The organism is Mycobacterium colombiense (assembly GCF_003284935.1).
Classification (GTDB): Bacteria; Actinomycetota; Actinomycetes; order Mycobacteriales; family Mycobacteriaceae; genus Mycobacterium; species Mycobacterium arosiense_A.
Map to the genome: position 1 here is coordinate 147,193 of NZ_QMEV01000003.1, position 24,467 is coordinate 171,659.

General features: G+C 67.6%; 25 protein-coding genes and 1 pseudogene. 15 read left to right on the forward strand and 11 right to left on the reverse strand.

Annotated features, from left to right (window positions below; translation table 11 throughout):
* Window positions 1–24: 24 nt before the first annotated feature.
* Together DQP57_RS02730 and DQP57_RS02735 are read left to right on the forward strand one after the other, a co-directional pair.
* A complete protein-coding gene (locus DQP57_RS02730) occupies window positions 25–240 on the forward strand; it encodes a DUF3072 domain-containing protein (RefSeq protein ID WP_112631473.1) in 216 nt (71 codons plus the stop codon).
* Window positions 237–488 (forward strand): hypothetical protein, encoded by a 252-nt coding sequence (locus tag DQP57_RS02735; protein ID WP_112631475.1) that lies wholly within the window; start codon window positions 237–239, stop codon window positions 486–488. Before DQP57_RS02730 ends, DQP57_RS02735 begins: the two co-directional genes overlap by 4 nt.
* 32 nt (window positions 489–520) lie before the next feature.
* Here the strand turns inward: DQP57_RS02735 and DQP57_RS02740 are convergent, their stop codons facing one another.
* From DQP57_RS02740 to DQP57_RS02750, 3 genes are all read right to left on the reverse strand, one after another.
* Entirely contained in the window at window positions 521–1,366 is an 846-nt protein-coding gene (locus tag DQP57_RS02740; protein WP_112631477.1) for an MOSC domain-containing protein, read from the reverse strand.
* Window positions 1,367–1,426: 60 nt separating this feature from the next.
* Window positions 1,427–2,200 (reverse strand): C39 family peptidase, encoded by a 774-nt coding sequence (locus tag DQP57_RS02745; protein ID WP_112631479.1) that lies wholly within the window; start codon window positions 2,198–2,200, stop codon window positions 1,427–1,429.
* A gap of 136 nt (window positions 2,201–2,336) precedes the next feature.
* Window positions 2,337–3,716, reverse strand: coding sequence for a PPE family protein, SVP subgroup (locus DQP57_RS02750; protein WP_112631481.1), 1,380 nt, complete (start codon window positions 3,714–3,716; stop codon window positions 2,337–2,339).
* A gap of 467 nt (window positions 3,717–4,183) precedes the next feature.
* Between DQP57_RS02750 and DQP57_RS02755 the strand changes: the two are divergent.
* Both DQP57_RS02755 and DQP57_RS02760 read left to right on the forward strand, forming a co-directional pair.
* A pseudogene (locus DQP57_RS02755) lies at window positions 4,184–5,351 on the forward strand (glycosyltransferase).
* 60 nt (window positions 5,352–5,411) lie between these two features.
* Window positions 5,412–6,455 (forward strand): class I SAM-dependent methyltransferase, encoded by a 1,044-nt coding sequence (locus DQP57_RS02760; RefSeq protein WP_112631483.1) that lies wholly within the window; start codon window positions 5,412–5,414, stop codon window positions 6,453–6,455.
* Between the two features lie 14 nt (window positions 6,456–6,469).
* Here the strand turns inward: DQP57_RS02760 and DQP57_RS02765 are convergent, their stop codons facing one another.
* Window positions 6,470–7,960 carry an FAD-dependent oxidoreductase gene (locus DQP57_RS02765; protein WP_112631561.1) on the reverse strand — a complete coding sequence of 497 codons (1,491 nt, stop codon included), beginning with the start codon at window positions 7,958–7,960 and terminating at the stop codon, window positions 6,470–6,472.
* A gap of 62 nt (window positions 7,961–8,022) precedes the next feature.
* Window positions 8,023–8,865: a hypothetical protein gene (locus DQP57_RS02770; RefSeq protein ID WP_112631485.1), complete on the reverse strand. Its 843-nt coding sequence runs from the start codon at window positions 8,863–8,865 to the stop codon at window positions 8,023–8,025.
* A 156-nt stretch (window positions 8,866–9,021) separates the two neighbouring features.
* On the opposite strand from DQP57_RS02770, the gene DQP57_RS02775 reads away from it, so the two are divergent.
* The 3 genes from DQP57_RS02775 to katG all read left to right on the forward strand — a co-directional run bounded on the left by DQP57_RS02775 (window position 9,022) and on the right by katG (window position 13,128).
* Complete coding sequence (locus DQP57_RS02775; protein WP_112631487.1) at window positions 9,022–10,308, forward strand: L,D-transpeptidase; 1,287 nt, start codon at window positions 9,022–9,024, stop codon at window positions 10,306–10,308.
* Between the two features lie 90 nt (window positions 10,309–10,398).
* Window positions 10,399–10,839: a Fur family transcriptional regulator gene (locus tag DQP57_RS02780; protein WP_112631489.1), complete on the forward strand. Its 441-nt coding sequence runs from the start codon at window positions 10,399–10,401 to the stop codon at window positions 10,837–10,839.
* Between the two features lie 48 nt (window positions 10,840–10,887).
* Window positions 10,888–13,128: a catalase/peroxidase HPI gene (katG, locus tag DQP57_RS02785; protein ID WP_112631491.1), complete on the forward strand. Its 2,241-nt coding sequence runs from the start codon at window positions 10,888–10,890 to the stop codon at window positions 13,126–13,128.
* Between the two features lie 75 nt (window positions 13,129–13,203).
* On the opposite strand, the gene DQP57_RS02790 is transcribed toward katG, so the two are convergent.
* Complete coding sequence (locus tag DQP57_RS02790; protein ID WP_112631493.1) at window positions 13,204–14,022, reverse strand: DUF1906 domain-containing protein; 819 nt, start codon at window positions 14,020–14,022, stop codon at window positions 13,204–13,206.
* A 321-nt stretch (window positions 14,023–14,343) separates the two neighbouring features.
* On the opposite strand from DQP57_RS02790, the gene DQP57_RS02795 reads away from it, so the two are divergent.
* From DQP57_RS02795 to DQP57_RS02805, 3 genes are read left to right on the forward strand one after another with little or no spacing between them, the layout of a single operon-like run.
* A complete protein-coding gene (locus DQP57_RS02795; protein ID WP_112631495.1) occupies window positions 14,344–15,594 on the forward strand; it encodes a glycosyltransferase family 4 protein in 1,251 nt (416 codons plus the stop codon).
* Window positions 15,588–16,346, forward strand: a complete 759-nt coding sequence (locus DQP57_RS02800; protein ID WP_112631497.1) for a class I SAM-dependent methyltransferase — start codon at window positions 15,588–15,590, stop codon at window positions 16,344–16,346. Before DQP57_RS02795 ends, DQP57_RS02800 begins: the two co-directional genes overlap by 7 nt.
* Entirely contained in the window at window positions 16,333–17,409 is a 1,077-nt protein-coding gene (locus tag DQP57_RS02805) for a prenyltransferase (RefSeq protein WP_112631499.1), read from the forward strand. The genes DQP57_RS02800 and DQP57_RS02805 overlap by 14 nt, the downstream gene beginning before the upstream one ends.
* A gap of 12 nt (window positions 17,410–17,421) precedes the next feature.
* Here DQP57_RS02805 and DQP57_RS02810 read toward each other — a convergent pair whose 3' ends face one another.
* Window positions 17,422–18,084 (reverse strand): class I SAM-dependent methyltransferase, encoded by a 663-nt coding sequence (locus tag DQP57_RS02810; RefSeq protein ID WP_112631501.1) that lies wholly within the window; start codon window positions 18,082–18,084, stop codon window positions 17,422–17,424.
* Between the two features lie 119 nt (window positions 18,085–18,203).
* Here DQP57_RS02810 and DQP57_RS02815 point away from each other — a divergent pair, with 119 nt between their 5' ends.
* The 3 genes from DQP57_RS02815 to DQP57_RS02825 all read left to right on the forward strand — a co-directional run bounded on the left by DQP57_RS02815 (window position 18,204) and on the right by DQP57_RS02825 (window position 20,480).
* Window positions 18,204–18,902 (forward strand): cutinase family protein, encoded by a 699-nt coding sequence (locus tag DQP57_RS02815; RefSeq protein ID WP_205869012.1) that lies wholly within the window; start codon window positions 18,204–18,206, stop codon window positions 18,900–18,902.
* Between the two features lie 154 nt (window positions 18,903–19,056).
* A complete protein-coding gene (locus tag DQP57_RS02820; protein WP_112631505.1) occupies window positions 19,057–19,743 on the forward strand; it encodes a TetR/AcrR family transcriptional regulator in 687 nt (228 codons plus the stop codon).
* A gap of 95 nt (window positions 19,744–19,838) precedes the next feature.
* On the forward strand, window positions 19,839–20,480 hold the full coding sequence (locus tag DQP57_RS02825; protein ID WP_112631507.1) for a carboxymuconolactone decarboxylase family protein: 642 nt from the start codon (window positions 19,839–19,841) through the stop codon (window positions 20,478–20,480).
* 45 nt (window positions 20,481–20,525) lie between these two features.
* Here DQP57_RS02825 and DQP57_RS27080 read toward each other — a convergent pair whose 3' ends face one another.
* Both DQP57_RS27080 and DQP57_RS26550 read right to left on the reverse strand, forming a co-directional pair.
* Entirely contained in the window at window positions 20,526–20,981 is a 456-nt protein-coding gene (locus tag DQP57_RS27080; RefSeq protein ID WP_240631655.1) for a hypothetical protein, read from the reverse strand.
* A 180-nt stretch (window positions 20,982–21,161) separates the two neighbouring features.
* On the reverse strand, window positions 21,162–21,365 hold the full coding sequence (locus tag DQP57_RS26550; RefSeq protein ID WP_133259216.1) for a hypothetical protein: 204 nt from the start codon (window positions 21,363–21,365) through the stop codon (window positions 21,162–21,164).
* Window positions 21,366–21,622: 257 nt separating this feature from the next.
* Here DQP57_RS26550 and DQP57_RS02835 point away from each other — a divergent pair, with 257 nt between their 5' ends.
* A complete protein-coding gene (locus tag DQP57_RS02835) occupies window positions 21,623–22,471 on the forward strand; it encodes a glycoside hydrolase family 16 protein (protein ID WP_112631509.1) in 849 nt (282 codons plus the stop codon).
* 10 nt (window positions 22,472–22,481) lie between these two features.
* On the opposite strand, the gene DQP57_RS02840 is transcribed toward DQP57_RS02835, so the two are convergent.
* Complete coding sequence (locus DQP57_RS02840) at window positions 22,482–23,324, reverse strand: class I SAM-dependent methyltransferase (RefSeq protein WP_112631511.1); 843 nt, start codon at window positions 23,322–23,324, stop codon at window positions 22,482–22,484.
* Between the two features lie 30 nt (window positions 23,325–23,354).
* Window positions 23,355–24,041, reverse strand: coding sequence for a hypothetical protein (locus tag DQP57_RS02845; protein ID WP_112631513.1), 687 nt, complete (start codon window positions 24,039–24,041; stop codon window positions 23,355–23,357).
* 167 nt (window positions 24,042–24,208) lie between these two features.
* On the opposite strand from DQP57_RS02845, the gene DQP57_RS02850 reads away from it, so the two are divergent.
* The gene (locus tag DQP57_RS02850) at window positions 24,209–24,463 is read left to right on the forward strand and encodes a hypothetical protein (RefSeq protein WP_112631515.1); all 255 of its coding nucleotides are present in this window, start codon (window positions 24,209–24,211) and stop codon (window positions 24,461–24,463) included.
* Window positions 24,464–24,467: the final 4 nt, after the last annotated feature.

A 24,467-nucleotide genomic window follows, 5' to 3' on the forward strand; every position in this document is an offset into this window, starting at 1 on the left:
CCGCTAGCGGGCATAGCCAAGTGCATGGCCGACGATGCCGCGCAGGCGCCACAGGAGAATCCGGAAAAGGACCAGTCGCAGTGGGTGACCGGCGATGAGCCCATGACCGGTCCGCAGCGCAGCTACTTGAACACGCTGGCGCAAGAAGCGGGCGAACAGGTTCCCGACAGTCTCACCAAGGCGCAGGCCTCCAGCCTGATCGAAGAGCTGCAACGACGAACCGGACGGGGCGGCTCGTGACCATCGGTGCAGACGACGTCCGCCGATTGCTCGCCAGCCAGGACGGGGACACGGCGCTGGTGGTGATCGAGGGGCGTGCCGCGGTCGTCACGCCGGCGGAGCTGAACTCGGACGAATACCGGGGCGCCCTGCAGGTTGCGACGCGCCAGGAGCTGGTACAGCGAGTCGGGCACGCAGAGCTGTCCGACCGCGAGTTGGCCGAGCAGGCAGAGGAACTCGACACGGCGGTGCGCAACCTGGGCGGGTGACGCCGCGTCGCGCCGCCGACGCAGACGGTGGTCTATGGCCCCAGGGTGACCGCGTCACCGACGCGGATGACGCCGTTGGTCACCACGGCGAGGTAGACCCCCGCGCATGGCTGTTTACCGTGACCGCCTGTGTCCAACCGGTTTTCGGCCGCGGGGATCCGAAGAGCCTGCGGCGCCCGGGGCAACGGTCCGTGCTCGAGCGTGGGAACCACGCAGCGCGACGTGGCCGTGAGGACGCGCAGCCGCGCCTCGCCCACGGCGATTTCGCTTCCGACCCAGTCGTTTTCGGCATAAGGCGGATAGCCCGGCGGTGTCGCGATCACCACATTCGGGCGATAGCGCAGCGCCTCCACACCGATGTGCTCGAGAGTGGCCGTCGTGACCGCGTGCAACGGGGCCTCGTCGGTGAACGACTCGCCCGGGGTGGCCGCGGCGATCCGCAGGATGCGGCCCCCGACCTCGGCGTCGAGACCGAGTTCGAGCAGTTGCTCCGGATCGGGGCGCACCAGCGTCGCACCGTCGGGACGCTGGGCGATCAGTCGGACCCGCCGTCCCGTCAACCTCGAGATCAGCTCGTCGACGCCGGGATCATCGGCGGCCACGTCGGTCCCATCGGGCAGCCGGATGCGCACCCCCTGGACGTCCGCATGCGCGGTGCACGTCAAAAGATCACGCCACAGCCGGGGATTCTTGGCGCTGGCGACATGCCCCGTTTCGCCGTCGAGCAGTGCCAATCGCCGGTCGCCGTCGGCGCCGCGCTCGTCGACCGGCAGGCAATCGAGGGTCTCGCCCAGCATCGACTTCACCGGATACCGAAGCAGCGCCTGCACTCGCATCTGCACCGCGCCAGCAGCGTCGGGGGCGGACGACTTCTCCATCAGGCACCTCGCTCGGTAGTACTGCACACTGTGCCCGAAACCGCCTGGCGCTACCAGTGATCAGCCGCGGGCCGCCGTGACGACGATGGACTGATCACTGGTCTGCCACGCCGTCATGAACGCGGTGACGCCGACTTGTTCGTCGGCGTGGTCGATACCGGGATCGTTGAGATGAACAATATCTCTGTCGGTGTCGATGCCCGTCACGACCAGGAAGTGGTCGGCCTTGGCGCGCTGGTCGTCGGCGTTCAAGATCACCGACGAGTTGACGAACGCGATGACCTTGCGGTCGTGCGCCAGGTACTGCTCGAGGAGGGGCAGGCCGTTGCGGTCCCGGTCGGACTCGGCGGTCATCTCCGATTTGATACCGAAGTGATCGAGCAGGATGACCAGGTCCGACATGGAGATGCCGTTGTCGGGCCCCGAATGGCTCGGGTCGTTCCGCGGCGCGTAGATCGGCCCCGGATTGACCCCCGAGGGCGTCGACTCCGCCAGGTCCAGCATCTGCCGTTCGGTCGGTGCGGTGCCGGTGAGTTCACCGACCACATCGGCGACCGAGATGAGGCCGCAGTTGTCCTCGAGTGACTGCGCCGCCCAATACTTCGCCGCGGCCGCGGGGTCGCCGTACATCCCGGGGGCGCTCGAGGGCGCGGGCCCGTGCGTGCGCGCAGCTGACGTACTGCTCTGTGCGGCAACGACTTTGGTCACCGAGGTGGTAGCGTCCGGGGTCGCAGGCGGCGCGGAGCCGCACGCCACCAGCGGAACCCCCGCCACAGCAATGAACGCGCCCGCCACCCCCGCGCGGGCTGCGGGGGCGAGCCGGAACCTGAACATGTGGGCTACCGAATCCCGTCGACGGTCGGATGGCCAGCAAACGGTAGCACCGGCAAGGCGGCGCCACGGCCGAATCACCGCTGAATCGTTGACCCCGTGCGGATCGAGTGACGAACGCGCGGCCGCTGCGTCCGAATCAGCCGGGCAGCAGGCGCTTTTTCTGCTCTTCGAATTCCTGCTGCGTCAAAATTCCCGCGTCGCGCAGCGATGCGAGTTCGCGCAGTTCGGCGGCGATGCTGGTGATCGGTCCGCCCGGGGCAACCTGCGGCGGTTCCGTCGGCTCGGTCGTCGGCTCCTTCGGCGCCGAGCGCGTCGCCTTCTCGAACTCACCGGCCCGGGCCCGTTCGCGGCCCAGGGCGCCACCGGTGCCGGCCATCGCGCGCCCGGCCATGCTGGCCGTAGCCATCTGACCGAGCAGGCTTCCGGTGCCGGTGGAAGCCGCCGCGGCGGCGGCCGGTGCGGCGGCGCCGGCGGTGGTGGCCGGAAGCACCAAGGCGGCCGGGCGAATCGCGGGGGCGGCGGCCGCCCAGCCCGGCGGGACCGACAGGCCGCCGACCGTGTTGGCCTGCCCGAGCCCGGCCGACGCCAACGTTCCGAATCCGCCCGCCGGGTTCGTGATGACCGGGAATGGTGATGGCGGCACGGCGCCGGTGCCCGGCCAGGACTGCACCCCGGCCCAGCCGCTGACGATGTCGTCGGTGTGGAAACCGGTCAACGCGCCGGCGATGTCGAAGGGCAGGGCGATCGTGGCCGTGGGCGCGTCGACGCCCATCCCAACCACGCTGCCAGGTGCGTCGAGGAAAACCGTGATGAGATCGGCCTCGAGGTTCAGCAGGTCCGTCGCCGACGTCGGGTCGACGGCGGCCGGACTCAGCGCGGCATTCGACAGCAGGTTGGGTACCGCCGAGAACGATTGCTGCACGGCGTTACGCGTGCTCCCCGCTGCGGTTCCGGTCGCCTGGGCCACCGCGTCGGATTGCGCGACGTCGGAGTTGGTCGTCTGGTCGGGCTGCGTGAAAGGGGTCAGCCGCGTCGCCGCCGCCGTGGACCCCGCGTAGCCGAACATCGCCGCGCTGTCCCGCGCCCACATCTCGGCGTACTCCGCCTCGGTCGTGGCTATCGCGGGCGTGTTCTGGCCGAGAACGTTCGTGGCGACGAGCGTCGCCAGCAGGGTGCGATTGGCCGTGACCACCGGGGGCGGCACCGTCTCGGCGAACGCCGTCTCGTAGGCGAACGCCGCGGTTCTGGCCTGGTTGGCGGCCTCTTCGGCCTGCGCGCCGGTGGTCCTCATCCACTCCAGGTAGGGGGTGATGGCGGCGACCATGGATGCCGCCGACGGGCCCACCCACGGGCCGGAGGTCAGCGCCGTGATCTCGGCCTCGTATGCGGTCGCCGTCGATTGCAGCGCGGCGGCCAACTCGTCCCAGGCCATCGCGGCGGCCAGCATCGGTCCCGACCCCGGACCGGCGTACATCCGCGCGGAGTTAACCTCCGGCGGGAGTACCGCGAAGTCCATGTCGTTCTCCTCCGATTGCCATCATGACCGCGAGGGCGCTCGACGACGTCGATGCGCGTCGTATGGGGATAACCAGCCGAGCAGCAAACAAATCGCTTTCCCTCCGGTGCTGCCAGTGCCGCGAACGAACACGGCCGAATAAGACCGTCCCCAGCGGTAGCGGACCGGTCTTACGCGTTGCAGGTGCTCCCACGTCAACGAATACAGCGAAATTGTTGCCGTGGGTTAACGATAGGTTACCTGTACATGACATCGGAACCTCACAAGGGTTCTGCGCGGACTGCGCAAATCTCCCTCAGCGGGTTCTCAACCGGATGGGCGCGGACCGCGCCCACCGCACCGGAGCGGCCGTCCGCGGCGCAGCCGTCCGCAAAAGCCTTGGTCAGCTGGGTCCGCGCGCGCCCGGCGAGTCGGGCTGCCTCGATTCTGCTTGGATTTGTTCCCATCCCCGCGAGTGAGGTCTGTTGATGAAAATTGTGCTGGCCGCCTACGGCAGCCGCGGCGACGTCGAGCCCTGCGTCGCCGTCGCCCGGGAGTTGCACGACCGAGGACACGACGTGGTGATCGCGGTCCCGCCCGACAAGCTCGACATGGCCGAGTCGGTGGGGCTTGCGGCGATCGCCTACGGGCCCGACAGCCGCGAGCAGATCAACATGGCCACCACGTTCGTCCGCAATGTGCAGAACCCGATGAGCGCGTTGCCGCAAGTCATCGAGCGGGTCACCGCGGTATGGATGGGCAAGAGCGAGACGCTGGTCTCGTTGGCGGCGGATGCCGAGCTGCTGGTGGCCGGGATGAACGAGCAGCGGCTCGCCGCCAACGTCGCGGAACATTTCGGCATCCCGCTGGCGGCGCTGCACTTCTTTCCCGCCGAGACCCTGGAGCTGGGCGGGCTGCAGTCAGACGTCACCGGCGCGGCCGAGAGCGCGCATGCGCCGAGCGCTCGGCCTGCCCGACGCACCGCCGGCGCGATCGCCGCTGGAGATTCAGACCTACGACGAGCTGTTGGCGCCCGAGCTGGCACAACAATGGGCCGGCTCGGGATACCGGCGGCCCTTCGTCGGGTCGCTGACCCTCGGACTGCCCGCCGAGGTCGACGACGACGTGCTGTCCTGGATAGCCGACGGCACGCCGCCCATCTATTTCGGATTCGGCAGCACGCCCGTCACCTCACCCGCCGAGACGGTCGCCGTGATCAGCGCGGCCTGCGCGCAGATCGGCGAGCGGGCGCTGATCTGCAGCGGCCCAAACGATTTCACCCGTATCCCGCCCGCCGACCACGTGAAGATCGTGGAGACGGTGAACCATGCCGCGGTGTTTCCGGCTTGCCGAGCGATCGTGCACCACGGCGGCGCGGGCACCACCGCCGCGGGCCTGCGGGCCGGCGTGCCCATGCTGATTCTGTGGCTCTGGCTCGATCAACCGATCTGGGCCGCCGCGGTCGGCAAGCTGGAAGTCGGCGTGGAGCGGGCGTTCTCCGCCTCCACCCTGGACTCGTTGGTCGCCGACCTGCGCTCGGTGCGCTCTGCGCACTACCTCAGCCGGGCCAGGGAGGTCGCCACCCGGATGACCAAACCCACCGAAAGCGTCGCGGCGGCGGCCGATCTCCTCGAACGCGCCGTCCGCCGCGCGTAGCCGGAGCGCCAGTTGGCCCGAGCGGTGGTGTAAAGCCAGAAGGTCATGTAAAAGGTTCTGGTGCAGGATCCGCCGAATGCGTCGTTCGACCCGCCGATGCTGCGCGAAGCGATGATCAGGCGGCTGTATCGGCGCTTGTCGGCCGAGGGCCACATCAGGGTGCCCGCGGTGCCTGCCCTCCTCGACGAGTACGTCCAGCTGTGCGGCAACGTCTGCGCCACCCTGGGCGTCTGGTACACCCCGGAAAACTCGGCACGGTTGCGGGCCGCGCTGGAAGTCGAGTTGGCGAAGGCCTTCAAGGCCTCCCCCCGCTCGGAGGTGTTGATCTCCTATCAGGCCCCGTTCGGGACGGACGTGAATTTCCGGGTCCAAGCCGACTGGCGCACGGTCGAGGCCGACTATGACCAATGGGTTCAGGTCCGCCCGCCGCCGCTGTTCGGCACCGAACCGGACGCACGCGTGCTGGCCCTGGCGGCGGAGGCGGCCGATCCTTCGGCCTATCGGGTGCTGGACGTCGGCGCGGGAACCGGACGCAACGCGCTGGCGCTGGCCCGGCGCGGACATCCGGTCGACGCGGTCGAGATGACCGCCAAGTTCGCGGAGGTGATCGTTGCCGACGCGGCGGGCGAATCGTTGAGTGTGAACGTCCTTCAGAGCGATGTCTTCACGGCGATGGAGGGCGTGCGGGAGCGGTACCAGCTCATGGTGCTCTCCGAGGTGGTGTCCGACTTCCGGACGACGCGCGAGTTACGCGGCATGTTCGAACTCGCCACCGATTGCCTGGCCCGCGGCGGCCGTTTGGTTTTCAACACCTTCCTGGCCCGCGACGGCTATGTTCCCGACGACGCCGCGGTGCAATTCAGTCAGCAGTGCAACAGCATGATCTTCACCCGCGACGAGGTGGCCGCGGCGGCGGCCGGCCTGCCTTTCGAACCGATCGCCGACGACTCCGCCTACGAGTACGAGAAGGCACGATCAGCTTCGGACGCCTGGCCGCCCACGGGATGGTTCGAGGGCTGGGCCGGCGGACTCGATGTGTTCGACGTCGAGCGCGACGATTCTCCAATCGAGTTGCGCTGGCTCGTCTTTGAAAAGACGGCCTGACTTCGGCGTCCGGTCTACGCGGTCAGATCGCGGGTGGCCGGCCCTTCCAGCAAGGTGCCGTCGGGCGCGAACCGCGACCCGTGCAGCGGGCACTCCCACGCCTTGTCGGCGTCGTTCCAGTTCACGATCCCGCCCAGGTGGGGGCACACCGGCGAGACGCGATGCTCGGTCCCGTCGACGCGGCAGCGCGCCTCCAAATGCCATGGCGGGCCGCTCACCACACCGCCTTCCCCGTCGACCGGGCTGCGGCGGTGCATCCGTATCGCCGGGGTGATCCACCCCTTCGTCAGGTTGAAGCCGACCTCGAGGTTGGCCTGCAGGGCGGTCGTCAGACCCGACAGCTCGTGCGGACTCCAGCTGGCGAACGCGCGGGCCCAATCCATCCGCCCGCCCAGGATGCGGCTCGACAGCGCCAGCGCAGCGGCGGCGCCGTTGGTCATGCCCCACTTGTTGAATCCCGTTGCGACAAAGATGCTTTCGGTGCTCGGCAGGATCGGGCCCACATAGGGCAGATGGTCGATGGGCGTGTAGTCCTGTGCCGACCAGAAGTGGGTCTGCACGGCACCGGGATAGTGCTTGCGCGCCCACGCCGACAGCTCGTCCAGCGCCTGGGACGGACTCTTCTCCCGCCCCACGGTGTGACCGGCCCCGCCCACGATCAGCCTCTCCCCGTCAGCGACCGGGGCATACCGCACCGAACGGGTCGGCGAGTCGGTGGAAATCATCATCGGCCGGGTGATGTTGCCCGGCACCGTGAAGGCCAGGCAGTAGGAGCGGCTGGGCTTCACCCGCGCGAAGTACCCGCCGCGATCCAGGATCGGGATGCCGGTGGCGAGCACCAACTGGTCGGCCTGCAGCTCGACGTCTCGCTCGTCGGCGTCGTTGACCTGCACGCGCACCTTCTTGCCGCGCCAGGAGACCCGCCGGACCCGGCTGTGCTCGACCAGCCGTCCGCCCCGGTCGAGCAGTTCGACGGCCAGCGAGTCGAGGAATGACATCGGGTCGAACTGCGCCTGGTCGGCCAGTCGCACCCCGCCGTGATACGCGAACGGCACGTCGGCGTCGTCGTCCCACACCGCCGGCAGGCCCACCGCCTGACACGCGGCCAGTTCCGCGCGCGCCGAGGGGACACCCCGGACGGACTGGGCATAGGTGTAGGCGTCTTCGCGCTGCACGGCCACGCCGTTGGCCTCGCAGTGGTCCAGCACCCACTCCTGGCCTTCGCGGTTGCCGTCCACGTACGCGCGTGCCACGTCGCGGCCGTGCCGCGGTAACACCTTGGAAAGCTGACTGCCCTGCAGCAGACTGATTTTGGCGGTGGTGTTGCCGGTCGCGCACGCCCCCACGGTGCGCGCCTCCAGCACCAACACGTCCTTGCCGGCGCGGGCCAGCAGGACCGCCGTCATCAGGCCGGTGATGCCGGCGCCCACGACGATGACATCGGCGGACGAGGTGCCTTGGTCAAGCCGGCTTGCGGTCCAGGGCTGTTCGGTTCGTTCTGTCATCCACAAAGAGGTCACGGCTTTGCTGATACCCCGGCCCGGCCCGGGGAAACGCCCGGCCGGGCTCACACCCGCTTCAACCGCGCTTTGGCCTCCTGCACCGATGCCGCCGCGGCCCGGCTCACTTGCCGGGCCTCGTCGTAGCCCTTTTCGGCGGTGGCGAGTTCCTTTTCGGCGGTGCCGAGTTCCCGTTCGGCCGCCCGCAGCGCCCGCGCCGCATCGTCACGGCGCCGGCGGGCGGCCTCTCGCTGGGCCTGTCGCCGCGACAACACGTCGTCGGCCTCAGCTTTGACGCGTTGGGCGGTGTCGACGGCCGCGCTCAACTTCTCTCGCCGTTGGGCCTTCGCCCCGGCGTCCGCCGACTGTGCCGCGGGCCGCTTGCGCGCCGGCGTGCCGGGGCGCTTCGCCGGTTCGCGCGGGACATCCGCCGATTCCGGAACCGCGCCGCCGAAGGCGCCGAAGCCCGACCACTGCTCGGGTCGGGTCAACCGGCCCAGGCGTTTTCCGACCTCCGGGTCGGCGATGGCGGCCTGCAGCGTGCTGGTCAGGTCTTCGCGCACGGCCGCCGAGGGTTGCTTGAGACCGGCCGCGTCGAGCGCCTTGCGGGACAGCTCGTCGATGAGCTTGCGTTGCTGGGCCGTCAGGTCCCGGATTTGGCCGCCATCCATCGCCGCGTGCGCGGCGCGGAGCCGCGCCCCCAGGTCGGCGAGTCGCCGTCGGGTATCCGTGTGCCGCAGCGCCAACCGGTTGACGATCCACGCGGCCGTCGTCGGCTTGTTGGCGGCGGAAATCCGTTTCGCCGCGGCGGTATCACCGCGCTGTTTGGCCGCGGCGGCCAATTTGGTGCGTTGCGCGGTGAACTCCGTCGGCGCCACCTCGTAGAGGCTGTCGAGTTCGTCATCGGCCATGAAGCCATGATCTCTCGTGAAGCGCCCGTTGCAGGCCGGGTGATGCCCGGCGGTTTAGAAACCGCATGTCGCGGGATATCTCATCTACAACATCGACTTCGCTGGGCAGAACGTTCCACGCCTGCGAGAACCAGAAGGCAGGGATTCGGCAGCCCCATGATGTCCAAGAACAGTGACCAGCTCGTCGGCCGGATCCTCCGGGTCAGCCGGCCGCGCCGACTGCTGCTCGCGGTGTGCGTGCTCGTCGCCGCGGTGGCCGCGATATACGTTGCGTCGACCACACATTGCCCCGGCGGCCATTGCGGTCAAAGCGGTGCTCCCACGAAAACCGCTGGGCCGGCCCAAATCACGATCACTCCCGCCCCCGACTCGCATGACGTCGACCCGGTCGCCCCGGTCACGGTCAAAGCCGAGAACGGAACCCTGACCGGCGTCGACATGGTCAACGAGAGTGGCAAACCGGTCGAGGGTGTCATGACCCCCGACAACACGGTGTGGAAACCGACCGTCCCGCTGGGCTACGGACGCACCTACACCCTCACGATCACCAGCAGCGGCGTCAGTGGTGTTGCGGCCAAGCAGGTTTCGTCCTTCTCCACGCTGAAGCCGTCCAACCAGACCAAGGTGTCGTTCACCGCTACGTCGGAGGCCGCGCTGCACGACGGTGGCACCTACGGCGTCGGGACGGTGATCGTGGCGCACTTCGACGAGAAGATCGCCGATCGCGCCGCCGCCGAGCGACAGCTGTCGGTGACCACCAACCCGAAAGTCGAGGGATCCTGGTACTGGGTCGACGACCAGAACGCCCATTGGCGGCCCGAGCACTACTACGCCCCCGGCACAACCGTCATCGCCGAGGCGAAAATCTACGGAATCGCGTTGGGCGACGGCCTGTTCGGGCAAGACGACACCAAGGTGTCGTTTCGAATCGGCGACGCACACGTCTCGATCGCCGATGACGCCACCCACCAGGTCAGCGTCTTCGACAACGGAACCCTGGTGCGCACGATGCCCACCAGCATGGGGATGGGCGGCACCGAAGACGTCGGCGGCAAGACGATCTCGCTGTGGACGCCCTCGGGGATCTACACCGTGCTGGACAAGGGCAATCCCGTCATCATGGACTCGTCGACCTTCGGGCTGCCCAAGAACTCCAGGCTCGGATATCGCGAGACCATCAACTGGGCCACCAAGATCAGCAGCGACGGCATCTATCTGCACGAGCTCGACGCGACGGTATGGGCCCAGGGCCATCGCGACACGTCCCATGGCTGCTTGAATCTCAACGCCGACAACGCGAAATGGTTCTTCGACTTTTCGGTCCCGGGCGACGTTGTCGAGGTCCGCAACAGCGGCGGACCGCCGCTGACGCTGGCGCAAAACGGCGACTGGACGCTGAGCTGGGACGACTGGCGCAAGGGCAGCGCCCTCAAACCCACCTGAGGGTGACCCAGCCCATTCGTCACCGTCCGTTGTGCCCCACTTCACAATAAAGTCTTGACTCGTTCCAAATAAGTGCGTCATATTGGTGGCGTGTCATCGACGGCCGATTACGCGGACAGGTTGCGGATGGCCGACCTGCGGGTGACGCGGCCCAGGGTTGCCGTGCTGGAAGCCGTGGACGCCAATCCGCACGCCGACACCGAGACCATCTTCTCGGCGGTCCGGGTTGGCCTGCCCGATGTTTCGCGCCAGGCCGTCTACGACGTGCTCAATGCGCTGACCGCCGTCGGTCTGGTCCGGCGCATCCAGCCGCTGGGCATGGTCGCGCGCTACGAGTCGCGGGTCGGCGACAACCATCACCACGTCGTGTGCCGATCCTGCGGGATCATCGCCGACATCGACTGCGCCGTCGGTGACGCTCCCTGCCTCACTCCCTCCGACGACGACGACGTTCTCGATGGCTTCGTCCTCGACGAGGCCGAAGTCATCTACTGGGGCCTGTGCGCCGATTGCACGACGGCAGGCTCTTGATCACAACCGTGATCGCAGCCCGTTTCACCCACCCTCGAAAGGAATGCTGTGTCATCTGATACATCCGCTAGCCGTCCACCCGAGCCCGGCGCAGGGACGGCGAGCCACAGCGAAAGTGAAAACCCAGCAATCCCTTCACCGCAGCCGAAGTCGAGTGCGCCACGGACAAACCAGGACTGGTGGCCCAACCAGGTAGACCCGTCCAGGCTGCACCCGCATGTCGCGCAGTCCAACCCGCTCGGCGAGGACTTCGACTACGCAGAGGAGTTCGCCAAGCTCGATGTGGAGGCGCTCAAGGCCGACATGATCAAGCTGCTGACCACCTCGCAGGACTGGTGGCCCGCCGACTACGGCCACTACGGGGGCCTGTTCATCCGGATGAGCTGGCACGCCGCCGGCACCTACCGCATCTATGACGGCCGCGGCGGCGGCGGACAGGGCATGCAGCGCTTCGCGCCGCTCAACAGCTGGCCGGACAACGCGAGCCTGGACAAGGCGCGCAGGCTGCTGTGGCCGTTGAAGAAGAAGTACGGCAATAAGATCTCCTGGGCGGACCTGCTGCTGTTCGCCGGGAACACGGCCCTGGAATCCATGGGATTCAAGACGTTCGGTTTCGCCTTCGGCCGCGAAGACGTCTGGGAGCCCGAGGAGATCCTCTTCGGTGAAGAGGAAGAGTGGCTGGGCACCGACAAGCGCTACTCGGGCGAACGCGATCTCGCGCAGCCATACGGCGCCACCACCATGGGTCTGATCTACGTCAATCCGGAAGGCCCCGAAGGCAAGCCGGACCCGGTCGCGGCCGCGATCGACATCCGGGAGACCTTCGGCCGGATGGCGATGAACGACGAGGAGACCGCCGCGCTGATCGTCGGCGGCCACAGCTTCGGCAAGACCCACGGTGCCGGCGACGCCGACCTGGTCGGTCCGGAGCCCGAGGCCGCCCCGATCGAACAGCAGGGGCTGGGCTGGAAGAGCTCGTTCGGGAGCGGCGTGGGCAAGGACGCCATCACCAGCGGCCTCGAGGTGGTCTGGACGCCGACGCCGACCAAGTGGGACAACTCCTTCTTGGAGACGCTGTACGGCTACGAGTGGGAGCTGACCAAGAGCCCCGCCGGGGCCTGGCAGTTCACCGCCAAGGACGGCGCGGGCGCCGGGACCATCCCCGATCCGTTCGGTGGGCCGGGGCGCGCCCCGACGATGCTGGTCACCGACATCTCGTTGCGGGAGAGCCCGATCTACCGCGACATCACCCGGCGCTGGTTGGACCACCCCGAGGAGCTGGCCGACGCCTTCGCCAAGGCCTGGTACAAGCTGCTGCACCGCGACATGGGACCGGTCACCCGCTTCCTGGGACCGTGGATTCCCGAACCGCAGCTGTGGCAGGACCCGGTGCCGGCGGTCGACCACGCGCTGGTCGACGAGAAGGACATCGCGGACCTGAAGAGCAAGGTCCTCGCGTCCGGTCTCTCCGTCCCGCAGCTGGTCAAGACCGCCTGGTCGGCCGCGGTCAGCTACCGCAACACCGACAAGCGCGGTGGCCCGAACGGTGGACGGCTGCGCCTCGAACCGCAGCGGAGCTGGGAGGTCAACGAGCCCTCCGAACTCGACAAGGTGTTGCCGGTGCTGGAGCGGATCCAGCAGGACTTCAACGCCTCGGCCTCCGGCGGCAAGAAGATCTCGATCGCGGACCTGATCGTGCTGGCCGGTTCCGCCGCGGTCGAAAAGGCCGCTAAGGATGCGGGCTACGAGATCTCGGTGCACTTCGCCCCCGGCCGCACCGACGCCTCGCAGGAGACCACCGACGTGGAGTCGTTCGCGGTGCTCGAACCGCGGGCCGACGGGTTCCGCAACTATGCGCGTCCCGGCGAGAAGGCGCCGCTCGAGCAGCTCTTGCTGGACCGGGCCTACATGCTCGGCGTGACCGGTCCGGAGCTCACGGTGCTGGTCGGCGGATTGCGGGCGCTGGGCGCCAATCACGGCGGCAGCAAGCACGGTGTCTTCACCGACCGGCCGGGCGCGTTGACGAACGACTTCTTCGTCAACCTGCTCGACATGGGCACCGAGTGGAAGGCCTCGGAGACCGCGGAGAACGTCTACGAAGGGCACGACCGCGCGTCCGGCGCGCTCAAGTGGACCGCGACCCCGAATGACCTTGTGTTCGGCTCGAACTCGGTGCTGCGTGCGCTGGCCGAGGTTTACGCCCAGGACGACAACCACGGGAAGTTCGTGGAGGACTTCGTCGCGGCGTGGGTGAAGGTGATGAACAACGACCGGTTCGACCTCAAGTAAGACCCGGTCACCGACGAAAAGCGGCACCCCGCGAGCGGATGGCTCGCGGGGTGCCGTTCTTTCATGCCGTGCGGTTCAGCGGTCCAGGTCCCACTGCCCGAAATCGGCGGCGAGGACGTCGTCGACGTCCACATTGATGCCGCCGAGTAGCGGCCCCGGATTGCCCGGGCTGTTCACGACCGTCTGGTAGAGCACCGCCGCGGGTTCGCGTTCGCCGTGCGACCACGACCTCGTCTGCCATGCCCACTGGTGCCCGGCGCTGGTGGACGGCCCGATGACGCCGTCCCTGATCGCCCACCCGCACGCCTGGGCATGTCCGTAGATGCCGGTGCGGCCCACGCCCAACACCGAGTTGATGCCCCGAAACCATTGCATGGCAAGGGTATTCCACGTGTTGGCGTCGATGTCATCGTCGACGCTGAAAAAGATCGGGGCCGAGTTCGGGCCTCCGGCCGCCGAGTGCAGCTCCATGGCCGTGCGTGCGTCCGCCACGCCGCCGTCATAGCCGCGGGTCAGATCCGACGGATCGGGCCACCCGGGCTTGCCGTATTGAAAGTTGCTGACGATATGCAGGCCCGCCGCGCGCAGTGCATCGGCGTACTGCCGGGTCAGCGGTTTGGCTTCGAAGTTGGCGCCCGGCCGCGACTGCGACACGTAATTCACCACGCCGTCATAGCCCGCCGACTTGATTTCCTCCGGTGCGATCCTGCGCTCGGCGAAATCGATCAGCTTCATCCCGGCCGCCGAGGCCCTCGAGCCGTCCGGGCCTGCGGCCAGCGCGCCCAGGCTCAGCAGGGCCGGCGCCACGACATAGGCGCCGGCGTATTTGAGGACCTCGCGCCTGGACGGCGACCGCGCATCGCCGCGTGCACTCGGTCCGGCCGAATCCCGCACCGCGCGATGGTAGCAAAAGCCCCGCGCCCGCCCCCGGGCGATCGTCGCCGGTCAGCGCCCATCAACGTCGGCGTCTCGCGTTCGTAACCGACCGGTCGGAAAGATGGCGGACACCGACCAGTGGCATGATCTTTGCGTGTCGGACATCCCGGGGGCCGCCTGCGCGAGCGACGGCGAATTCCCGGCTCGTTGCGCACGATTAGGTGATCGAACTATAGTCTGGACACATGTCCAGTTTGCTGTCGCGGAGTTCGGGAGTCCGTTGACCGCGATGTATTCGGCGCCATTCCGCGGTCATTTTCCAGCAAAGAAGAGTTGAGTATGCGAATTGCCCTGCTGTCCTACCGTAGTAAGACCCATTGCGGCGGACAGGGCGTCTACGTGCGCCATCTCAGCCACGGTCTGGTGGAACTCGGTCACCACGTCGAGGTGTTCTCCGGCCAGCCGTATCCCGACCTGCTCGATCCGCGGGTCCGGCTCACCGAAGTGCCCAGCCTCGACCTCTACCGGGAACCCGACCCGTTCCGGGTACCGCGGCCCAGCGAGATTCGCGACTCGATTGACGTCAGGGAATTGCTCACCACGTGGACAGCGGGCTTTCCCGAACCGCGGACGTTCACGATGCGGGCCGCGCGGCTACTCGCCCAGCGCACAGCCGATTTCGACGTCGTCCATGACAACCAGAGCCTGGGCACCGGCCTGCTGCGCATCGCCGAGGCGGGACTTCCGGTGGTGGCCACCGTGCACCACCCGATCACCCGCGACCGGGTGCTGGATCTGGCCGCCGCGCGGTGGTGGCGAAAACCGTTGGTGCGCCGTTGGTATGGGTTCTTGGACATGCAGCAGGAGGTCGCCCGCCACATCCCCGACCTGTTGACGGTCTCGTCGTCGTCGGCCTCCGACATCGTCGCCGACTTCGGCGTCGCGCCGGAACAGCTTCACGTCGTGCCGCTGGGCGTGAACACCGAGCTGTTCAAACCGGGATCCGGTCCCCGCGAGCCCGGCCGCATCATCGCGATCGCCAGCGCCGATACCCCGCTCAAGGGCGTCCGCACCCTGCTGCATGCGGTCGCCCGGCTGCGCACCGTGCGCGATCTCGAGCTGCGGTTGGTTGCCAAGGTCGAACCGAACGGCCCGACGCACAAACTCATCGCCGAACTCGGGATCTCCGACATCGTGCACATCACCAGCGGACTGTCGGACGCCGAGCTGGCCGCGCTGTTCGCCTCCGCGGAGGTCGCCTGCATTCCGTCGCTCTACGAAGGCTTTTCGCTGCCCGCCGTGGAAGCCATGGCCAGCGGGACCCCGATCGTCGCCAGCCGCGTCGGTGCCCTGCCGGAAGTCCTTGGGACCGATGGTGCGTGCGCCGAACTGGTGCCGCCCGCCGACGTGGATGCCCTGACCCACGCGCTCGGGGAGCTCCTGGACTCGCCGGAAAAGCGCCGCAGCCTCGGCAAGGCGGGACGAACCCGCGCCGTCAACGTCTTCAGCTGGGAAGCCGTGGCAGCCCAGACCGTTCGGGTCTACGAGCGGGCGATCGCCCGCAACGCGCAGAGCGGAGCGCCATGCTGACAGTCGATTTCGACCGGCTCGGGATCGGGCCGTCGAGCAAGGTCATCGACGTGGGATGCGGAGCCGGCCGGCACGCGTTCGAAGCGTATCGCCGCGGCGCCGACGTCGTCGCCTTCGACCGCGACGAAGCCGAATTACGTTCGGTGGACACGATTCTGCGCGCGATGGCCGAGACCGGCGAGGCGCCGGTCGGTGCGTCGGCGAAGGTGGTCGTCGGCGACGCGCTGAGGTTGCCCTACGCCGACGAGACATTCGACTGCGTCATCGCGTCGGAGATCCTTGAGCACATCCCTCACGACGACGTGGCGATCGCCGAGCTGATCAGGGTGCTCAAAGCCGGTGGCACGCTGGCGGTCAGCGTGCCACGGTGGCTACCCGAACGGGTGTGCTGGTTGTTGTCCGACGAATACCACGCCAACGAGGGCGGCCACGTCCGCATCTACCGGGCCAGCGAATTGCGCGGCAAGATCGCCGGCGGCGGGATGGAATTGACCCATACCCATCACGCCCACGCGTTGCACTCCCCCTTCTGGTGGCTCAAATGCGCGGTGGGCGTGCAGAACACCGACCACCGCGCCGTCACCGCCTACCACAAGCTCTTGGTGTGGGACCTGATGCAGCGGCCCAAGATCACCCAGCTGGCGGAGTCGCTGCTCAATCCGCTAGTGGGCAAAAGCGTCGCGATGTACTTCGTGAAGCCGCAGGAGGCGAAAACCCAGCCGACTGAAGGATATTCAGTTGCATCGGTCTAATCCGCCCGCCGTCGCGGGGGTGTTGACTCCCGAGCAATGCCGGCAGACCGCGCTGTCCATCGCCGCCACACAGGAATCAACGGGCGCCATCCCCTGGTTCGAGGGCGGGCACACCGATCCGTGGGACCACATCGAGTGTGCGATGGCATTGACCTCCGCCGGGCTGCTGGAGCCGGCGCGGGCCGCCTTCGACTGGTGCCGGCGCACCCAACGCCCCGATGGCTCCTGGCCCATCCAGTTCCGGGCGGGGGTGGTCGAAGACGCCAACAGCGATAGCAATTTCTGTGCCTACATCGGCGCCGGGGTGTGGCACCACGTGCTGGTCACCGGCGACGAGTCGTTCGCGGCCCAGATGTGGCCGGTGGTGCACAAGGCGATCGACTTCGTCATCGACATGCAGGTGGGCTACGGCGAGATCGGTTGGGCCCGAAGCGAAGCCGGTGTACTGCCGGAGGCCCTGCTGACCGGGTGCTCGAGCATTTTCCACAGCATCCGCTGTGCGCTTGCCCTGGCCGCGTTGGTCGACGATCCCCAGCCGGAGTGGGAACTGGCACTCGGCCGCCTGGGGCACGCCATCTCCGCGCATCCCGAGGCGTTCACGGAAAAGGACCGCTACTCGATGGATTGGTACTACCCCATCCTGGGTAGTGCCTTGCGTGGTCCGGCGGCGGCGGTGCGCATCAAGCAGCGTTGGGACGCCTTCGTGGTCGACGGCCTGGGCATCCGGTGCGTCGGCGATCGGCCCTGGGTGACGGGTGCCGAAACGTGCGAGCTGGTGATGGCGCTGGATGCCATCGGGCAGCGTTCGGCCGCCCACCGGCAGTTCGCCGCGATGCAGCACCTGCGCGAAGACGACGGATCCTATTGGACGGGTTTGGTTTTCGCGGACGGAAAACGGTGGCCAGAGGAGCGCACCACCTGGACGGGCGCGGCGATGATCTTGGCGGCGGACGCGCTGTCGAACACCACCGCCGGCGCGGGCATCTTCCGCGGCGACGCGCTGCCGGTGGGTCTGCAGACCGACTTCGACTGCGAATGCGTCGTCACCGGCCCGGGCCGGTAACCCGAATTCCCGCTAGACCGGCTCCCCCGGCTGGCCGCTGACGCGTTCGAGCAGCCGCAGCGATCCGGTGGCCGACACCTCCCGGAACTGTCCGGAATCGATTGCGCGGCAATAGATGTAGTAGGGAGGCCGCCCGCCGTCCTTCGGGTCGGGGAACACGTCGTGAATGACCAGCGCCCCGCCGGGGGCGACCCACCTGGCCCAGCCGTCGAAGTCCTGGTTTGCGGCGGCTTCGCTGTGGCCGCCGTCGATGAACAAGAACTGCAGCGGCGCCCGCCACGCCCGCGCCACCAGCGGCGACTTCCCGACGATCGCGACGACGTGGTCATCGAGCTGGGCGGTGTCGAGCGCGCGACGAAACGCCGGCAGGGTGTCGAACAAGCCCGTCACCTCGTCCACCATCGACGCGTCGTGATACTCCCACCCGGGCTGGTGCTCCTCGGACCCGTGGTGGTGGTCGACCGTGTAGAGGACGCTGCCCGTCTGTTGGGCGGCCGCGCCCAGCAGCAGGGTGGATTTGCCGCAGTAGGTGCCGATCTCGACGCCCAGCCCGCCGCCGAGATACCGGAGCGCGGCGTCGTAGAGCGCGCGGCCCTCGTCGGCCGGCATGAAACCCTGTACCTGCTCGGCCAGCGCGAACAAGCGCTCGGGCGCACTGGCCTCGACGTGACTCATCAGCTGAACCTATCGCCTCGATCGACGCCGCCGACACCGTGGTCGATGTTCGCGCTCAGCGATCACCGGGGCTCTCTTCGACGCCTGCCCAGCGGCCAGAACGGCTTCGCTTTACCATCATGGGCGTGCGCGCCTTGCTTATCCGAAAATTTGCTGGTGTCTGGGTGGCCGCGGTCATGGCCGCGGCCGCCGTGTTGCTGCCCGCCACGGCGCTTCCGCCCGGGGCCCCGGGCGCGGCGCCACCGGCGGCGGCCGCGAACTGCCCACCGGTACAGGTCGTGTTCGCCCGGGGACGTAACGAAGCGGCGGGTCCGGGCGTGCTGGGCAACGCGTTCATCAGCGCTCTGCGCTCCAAGGTGAACAGGACCGTGGGCGTCTACGCCGTGCAGTATCCCGCCGACACCGAGGTCGCCCAGGGCGCCAACGACATGAGCCACCACATCCAGGACATGGTCAACAACTGCCCCGACACCCGGCTGGTGCTGGGCGGCTATTCGCTGGGCGCGGCGGTCACCGACGTCGTGCTGGCGGCCCCGATCGGCGCGTTCGGGTTCGACAGCCCGCTGCCACCGGGCGTCGATCAGCACGTCGCCGCCGTCGCCCTGTTCGGCAACGGCAGCCAATGGGTGGGTCCGATCACGAATTTCAATCCCACCTACAACGACCGGACCATCGAGTTGTGCCACGGCGCCGACCCCATCTGCAACCCGGCCGACCCGAACACCTGGAAGGAAAACTGGCCACAGCATCTCGCCGGGGCCTACATCGACGCCGGCATGGCCAACCAGGCCGCCGACTTCGTCGCGAGCAAGCTCTAACCGGCCTCGGCGACGGAGCCCTAACCCCAGGCCGTACCAACAACGCGCCGGCATGGCATGCCTAACGGCAGGTTGTGGGTGACAAAGCTGACCAGTCGAGTCACCATGAGCGGCCGCGTAGAGAGACGGCTTAATGCTCAGGTCAGGTCGCTCAATGGCGTATTTTGGCAACACCACCACTCGCGGAGGGGGGCCAACGATTCCAGCCGTACGTCAGCAGAGCGACAACGCGCGGCGCCGCCGTGAGCGGCGAAACGCCGACCGCCATGCATCGAACGAGCGGTGGCAAACCATCCTGAAAGGCGCCGCGGCGGTGTTCCGTCGTGAGGGGTTCGCCAGGACGAGGCTCGAAGACATCGCCGTCGAAGTGGGCATCAATCGCGCCTCGCTCTACTACTACGTGGGCACCAAAGAAGAATTGCTGCTCGCCCTCATCGAGGCACCGGCGTACGAAATGACCAGGCATTGCCGCGAAGCGCTCGAGTCGGTCGCCGCGCCCGAGGAGAAGTTGCGTCGCGCCCTGGCGTCCTACATCGAGGACCTGGTCACCCATCCCGAGCTTTTCGTGCTGTTCGGTGAAAGTCAGCACATCGCAACCATTGCGGGGGCGCAAGGCATCGTCAGCAACGCGGAGAGCTACGGCAAGACACTCCTGGCGATCATCGAAGAAGGCGTGACGGGCGGTGTCTTTCGCTCGGACCTGGACCCGCGGCTGGTGATGCTCGGCATTCTGGGCATGTACAACTGGATCCACCGTTGGTATGTCCCCGGCGGACGCAACTCGCTGACCGAAATCGGCGGCACTTTCGCCGCGATGGTGCTCTCAGGCCTGCGCCCCTGAGCTCCCGCGAACTGCGGTGCCGCAGCGGCAGAACCTACGATCGGAAGCAATCCGCAGTCTTGCGAGATTTGTGCCGCCAGCCGAGAGGAGGCGCAATGCCGCGCCTGAAGCCGATCCCGCGGGCCGAAGTCAGCGACGACTTCACACTGAAGATGTACAACTTCATGTTCGGCGATCGAGATCCGGTGGCCGAGCCGGGAACTGTCGGTGGAACCCCCGGCAACTGGTGGACCGTGATGGCGCAGTCCCCCGCCGTCCTGCGCCATGCCGTGCGTGGCTTTCGGCTCTACCGCGAAGAGGTCTCCATCCGGGCCGACCACCGCGAATTGGGCCAGATCAGGGCGGGCTGGGTGGTGGGCAGCCAGTTCGTCTTCTCGCAGCACTGCAAGGCGTGCCGGTCGGCGGGATTGTCCGAGGAGAAGATCGCGGCCATACCGTCATGGGAGACCGCCGAGTGTTTCGATCACACCGAGCGGCTGTTGCTGGCCTACGCGGATTGCCTTGCGGGCCAACAGGGTCGCGTACCCGAGCGGTTATGCACCCAGTTGCGGGAGATCTTCACCGACACCGAGATCCTCGAATTCACCTATACGACCACTATGTACGTGATGCACGCGATCATGTCGCGGGCATTGCGGCTGGAATTCGACGATGTCGACGACCCGATCGTCGAGGTTGACGACCCAGCGGGCGGCGGTGTGCTCGACATCGGCGCCGCGACGTCCGGACGTGACTGACATAAGCGAGATTGTCCGACCGAACGCCACCGGGGCGTTAGCGCGTTACGCGGGTTCGCGACGTCGACCGGCAGGCGCGTCGATGGCCTCGCCGCGTCTGGCGTGCAGACCCACAGAGCCGAGGATCAGCCCCATCCCGATCTCACCGACGGCGGTGAGCCAGGAGAACCAGGTGACGTTGATCCGCGGTCCCGACGTGAAGCTGTCTTGAAAGGCCGGCAGGAATGTCGGCAGCACGTGTGCGTAGACGAACAAGACCGCGCTGCCGAACCCAACGATGATTGCGGCCCGGGGCGCCCACGGGTGATTACGCAAAACCAGCACCACCGCAAGGATCACGAACAATCCCTGAATCGTTCCGCCGACCATGACCGACGGCGGCGACGCCGACATCCCCCGCCGAAAATGATCGGCCGCGTGGAGCGCAAACGCGGCCGCGAAACCGATCATCGCCGCGGTGACCGAACGGTGCGCTGTTACCGAATCCCAGTCGTTGGACATTGGCTTCTCCCGACTAACGGCTACTACGCACAGTAGTAGCCGTGGAGGCGCAAGTAAATACCCTCAACCAAAAGTCGAGGGCTCGGTGAGGGTGGGGTGATAAGCCCTTTAATTCGAAAGTTCCGCGATGCCTTTTCGCACCCGGATGGGCGCCGGGGTCACCACAATTCGTGGCGAAATTCAGGCTGGAGTGTTGCCGCTCGAGTAGAGCTTGAAGTTGCGGACCAGCGGAACGACCGGGTTGCCCGCCGCGGCGCGCTGGCGCGCGCGAAATGAGGGGTGGCGGCGCATTGCTTCGTTGCGTTCGCGTTCGCGACGCTGAGCGGCGGCCCACGCAGGATGGGACTGAAGGAAAATAACCGTGCCTTCTGGTGTATTCGCCACGATCGTCACTCCTCTCAGTACCACCCGCAAAAGCTACAACAGTGTGGTTATCGGATCGTGATTCCAGAATGCCCGCCGAATCCTGAGACCAAACCATCCGCCAAGATGAGAATTGGCCATGAATTTGCGAGTGTAATCCGTTGCCACTGCCGTGCGGTCGTCCACGCTGGTCCGACCGCAATCAGGACGATAGCGACGGGCACCGACAGAATTCCGTTTCAACCCCGTACCCGGTTGGCTGCTAGGGTCCCTTGCTTATGCCGGAGATGGACCGCCGCCGCATGATTTTGACCACCGGGATCGGGGTGCTGGCAGCCACGCTGCCCGCCTCGAAGGCTTGGGCGTACCCGCCCTGCCAGAGCGAGCCCGCCGGCCGAATACCGCCGCCCGCCGCGCCGAGCGGCCAATCCGGGAACTACATCTTCTCGGACGAATTCGATGGTCCGGCGGGCTCGGCCCCCGACGCGTCGAAATGGGCGGTGGCCAAAGCCCGCGAGACGATCAAGGACCCGACCTATTGGGAGCTGCCCGAGCACATCGGGCAGTACCGCGACGACCGCCGCAACGTGTTCGTCGACGGCAATTCCAACCTGGTGCTGCGCGCCGCCAAGGATGGGCCCACCTACTACAGCGGCAAGGTGCAGAGCCTGTGGCGCGGCGGCGTCGGCCACACCTGGGAAGCCCGGATCAAACTGAACTGCCTGACCCCGGGGGCCTGGCCCGCGTACTGGCTCGGCAATGACGATCAGGGCGAGATCGACGTCATGGAGTGGTACGGCAACGGCAAGTGGCCCTCGGCGACCACCGTCCATGCCAAGGCCAACGGCGGCGAATGGAAGACCCACAACATCGCGGTGGACAGCGCCTGGCACACCTGGCGCACCCAGTGGGACGCCTCAGGCATCCGCTTCTGGAAGGACTACACCGACGGCGCCGCGCCCTACTTCGACGTGCCGGCGAGCTCGCTGCCCGACTGGCCGTTCAACGGGGCCGGATACACGGTCTATCCGGTGTTCAACCTCGCGGTCGCCGGTTCGGGGGGCGAAGACCCGGGCCCGGGCAGTTATCCCGCCGACATGCTCGTCGACTGGATCAGGGTCTGGTAGGCGGCTCGCCTCAATGCGTCAGCAGCGCGACCGCGGTCGTGGGCCTGCCGCCCGGGCGGCGCAAATCCGTCCGCTGCCAGGTCAGCGGGCGCATCCATAGCGGTAGGCGGTGGAACCGTTTCGCGGCCACCAGCAACGATTCCGCTTCGACGGCTCGCCAGCCCAGGTCTTCGAAAAAGGCCAGCCCGTTTTCGGGCGCGAACCTGAAGGGTGCGTTTTCCGAAATCCCGGCGACGTTCTTGTTGATCCGCTCCCTGAGGCCGGGAAAGGCGAAATCGATCATCCACCAGGCGACCTCGGGTCGCTTGATCGCCCCCGACAGCGCAGCGACGTCGGAGGCTTCCAGATACATCGACAGCCCCTCGGTCAGCACGAAGGCCTTCGTTGCGCCGGCCAGCGCTTCGTTGAAGAAGGCGTCTCGGGCCGACGGGTCGGCGAGGTCGACCGCTGTGCGGTTGAGCCGGCAGCGCGGCGTCTGATCGGCCAGCAGCTGCGTCTTTTCGGCGAGCAGCTTGGGTAGATCGGCCTCAACCCAGGTGAGATCGGGCGGGAGGTCCAGGCGATAGGGCCGGGTGTCCAGGCCGGCGGCTAGATTCAGGACGCGGTCACAGCCGTGCGCGAGCGCGTCGGCGATGGCGTCATCGATGAGCTTGGTGCGCGCGACCAACCACCAACCGCTGCGGTCCGCCCACCGAACGTGGTCGACGATCGCGCGGCCCTGCTCGCCCGCGAGGCGTTCGGCCAGCGGGTCGCAAAACAGCGCATCGGGGCGGGCCGATTCGGTTGCCCGGTGTAGTGCCGTCCACCGGGCGGTATCGGAGACATGGGTGATCGTGTGCCCTGGACCAGACATACGTTGCGTTATAGCAGTACCGGCGCCGTGCTACTGGCCCGCCCTGCCTCCCGCGAACCACGCGGCGGTCACGGCTCGGGTCGCGGGCGGTGGCAGGACGGCGTCCGGCGCGCCGAGGCGTCCGACTTTGACGGTCCACGCCGCCGACGAGCGATCGATGCAGGACCCGGCGCCCTGGCTGGGCAGCCACAACACGGCGAGGTCACTGCCCGCGCCGCCGCATCCGTAGACGCCGACGTACCCGTCGGCGCGCCCACCCCACGCGCCACCGTTGCGCAGCAGGCAGCGGGTGCCGTCGTCGAGGGTCAGGGCGAACGGGTCCGGGTCGGCGGTCGCGTGCACGGGCGGAAGGTTGCCGTCGAACGTCACCCGGTGCATCTGCATGTCCCACGGATTGTCCACGCACAGAAGCGATCCCGGCGTGGACGGCCAGCACGTGCCGGCTCCGGCCGCGCTCGGCGAGCAGTAGTACACGTTGTCGGCCACCGCCGACGGCGACGGCTGCGAACACTCGCTCGCCTGGCCGACGGTGCCCGGTCCGGACGCCACGTGGTAGCCGTTGATCGCTTCGCCGCCCGGCCCGACGGCCATCACCGTGATCGACTGGGTGGCCGGCGGATCCGCGGCCGCCGGACCGGCCGCCAATGTCGACCCGGTTGGCGGCACGGCCAGCGCGGCGACGGCGAGGACCCGGAGCATGCAGCGCATCACGTTCATCGAGCCAACCCTTCGTCAGGCCCCCTTCTGCAGGGTAGGACGCGCCTGCATTCGTCGGGCCGGTTTGGGCGGTGTCGCGTGATTGGGATCGGTAGCCGCCGGGCGCGGCTGTACTTGCTGCCATGACGCCGCCAAGGAGGCGGCGCCCCAGGAAAGGAAGACGGCAAATGAACATCGTGCCGAGCAGCATCCAAGAGCAGATCAACCGTGTCGATCGGCAGCGCAGCCTGTACATCGGGATCAGCACCGGCCTGCTTGCGCTCTGGAGCGTTTACCGACTGATCTGGATGCTCTACCTCGGAATGACTTTCGGCTGGTTTTTCGGCGCGATGGCTTTCCAGGTGGTGCTGTGGGGCGTGATCGGCACGGCCGCCGCGGCGGCCTCCATCGGATTCCTCACCCGCTACAACAAGGAATCTTGACTCG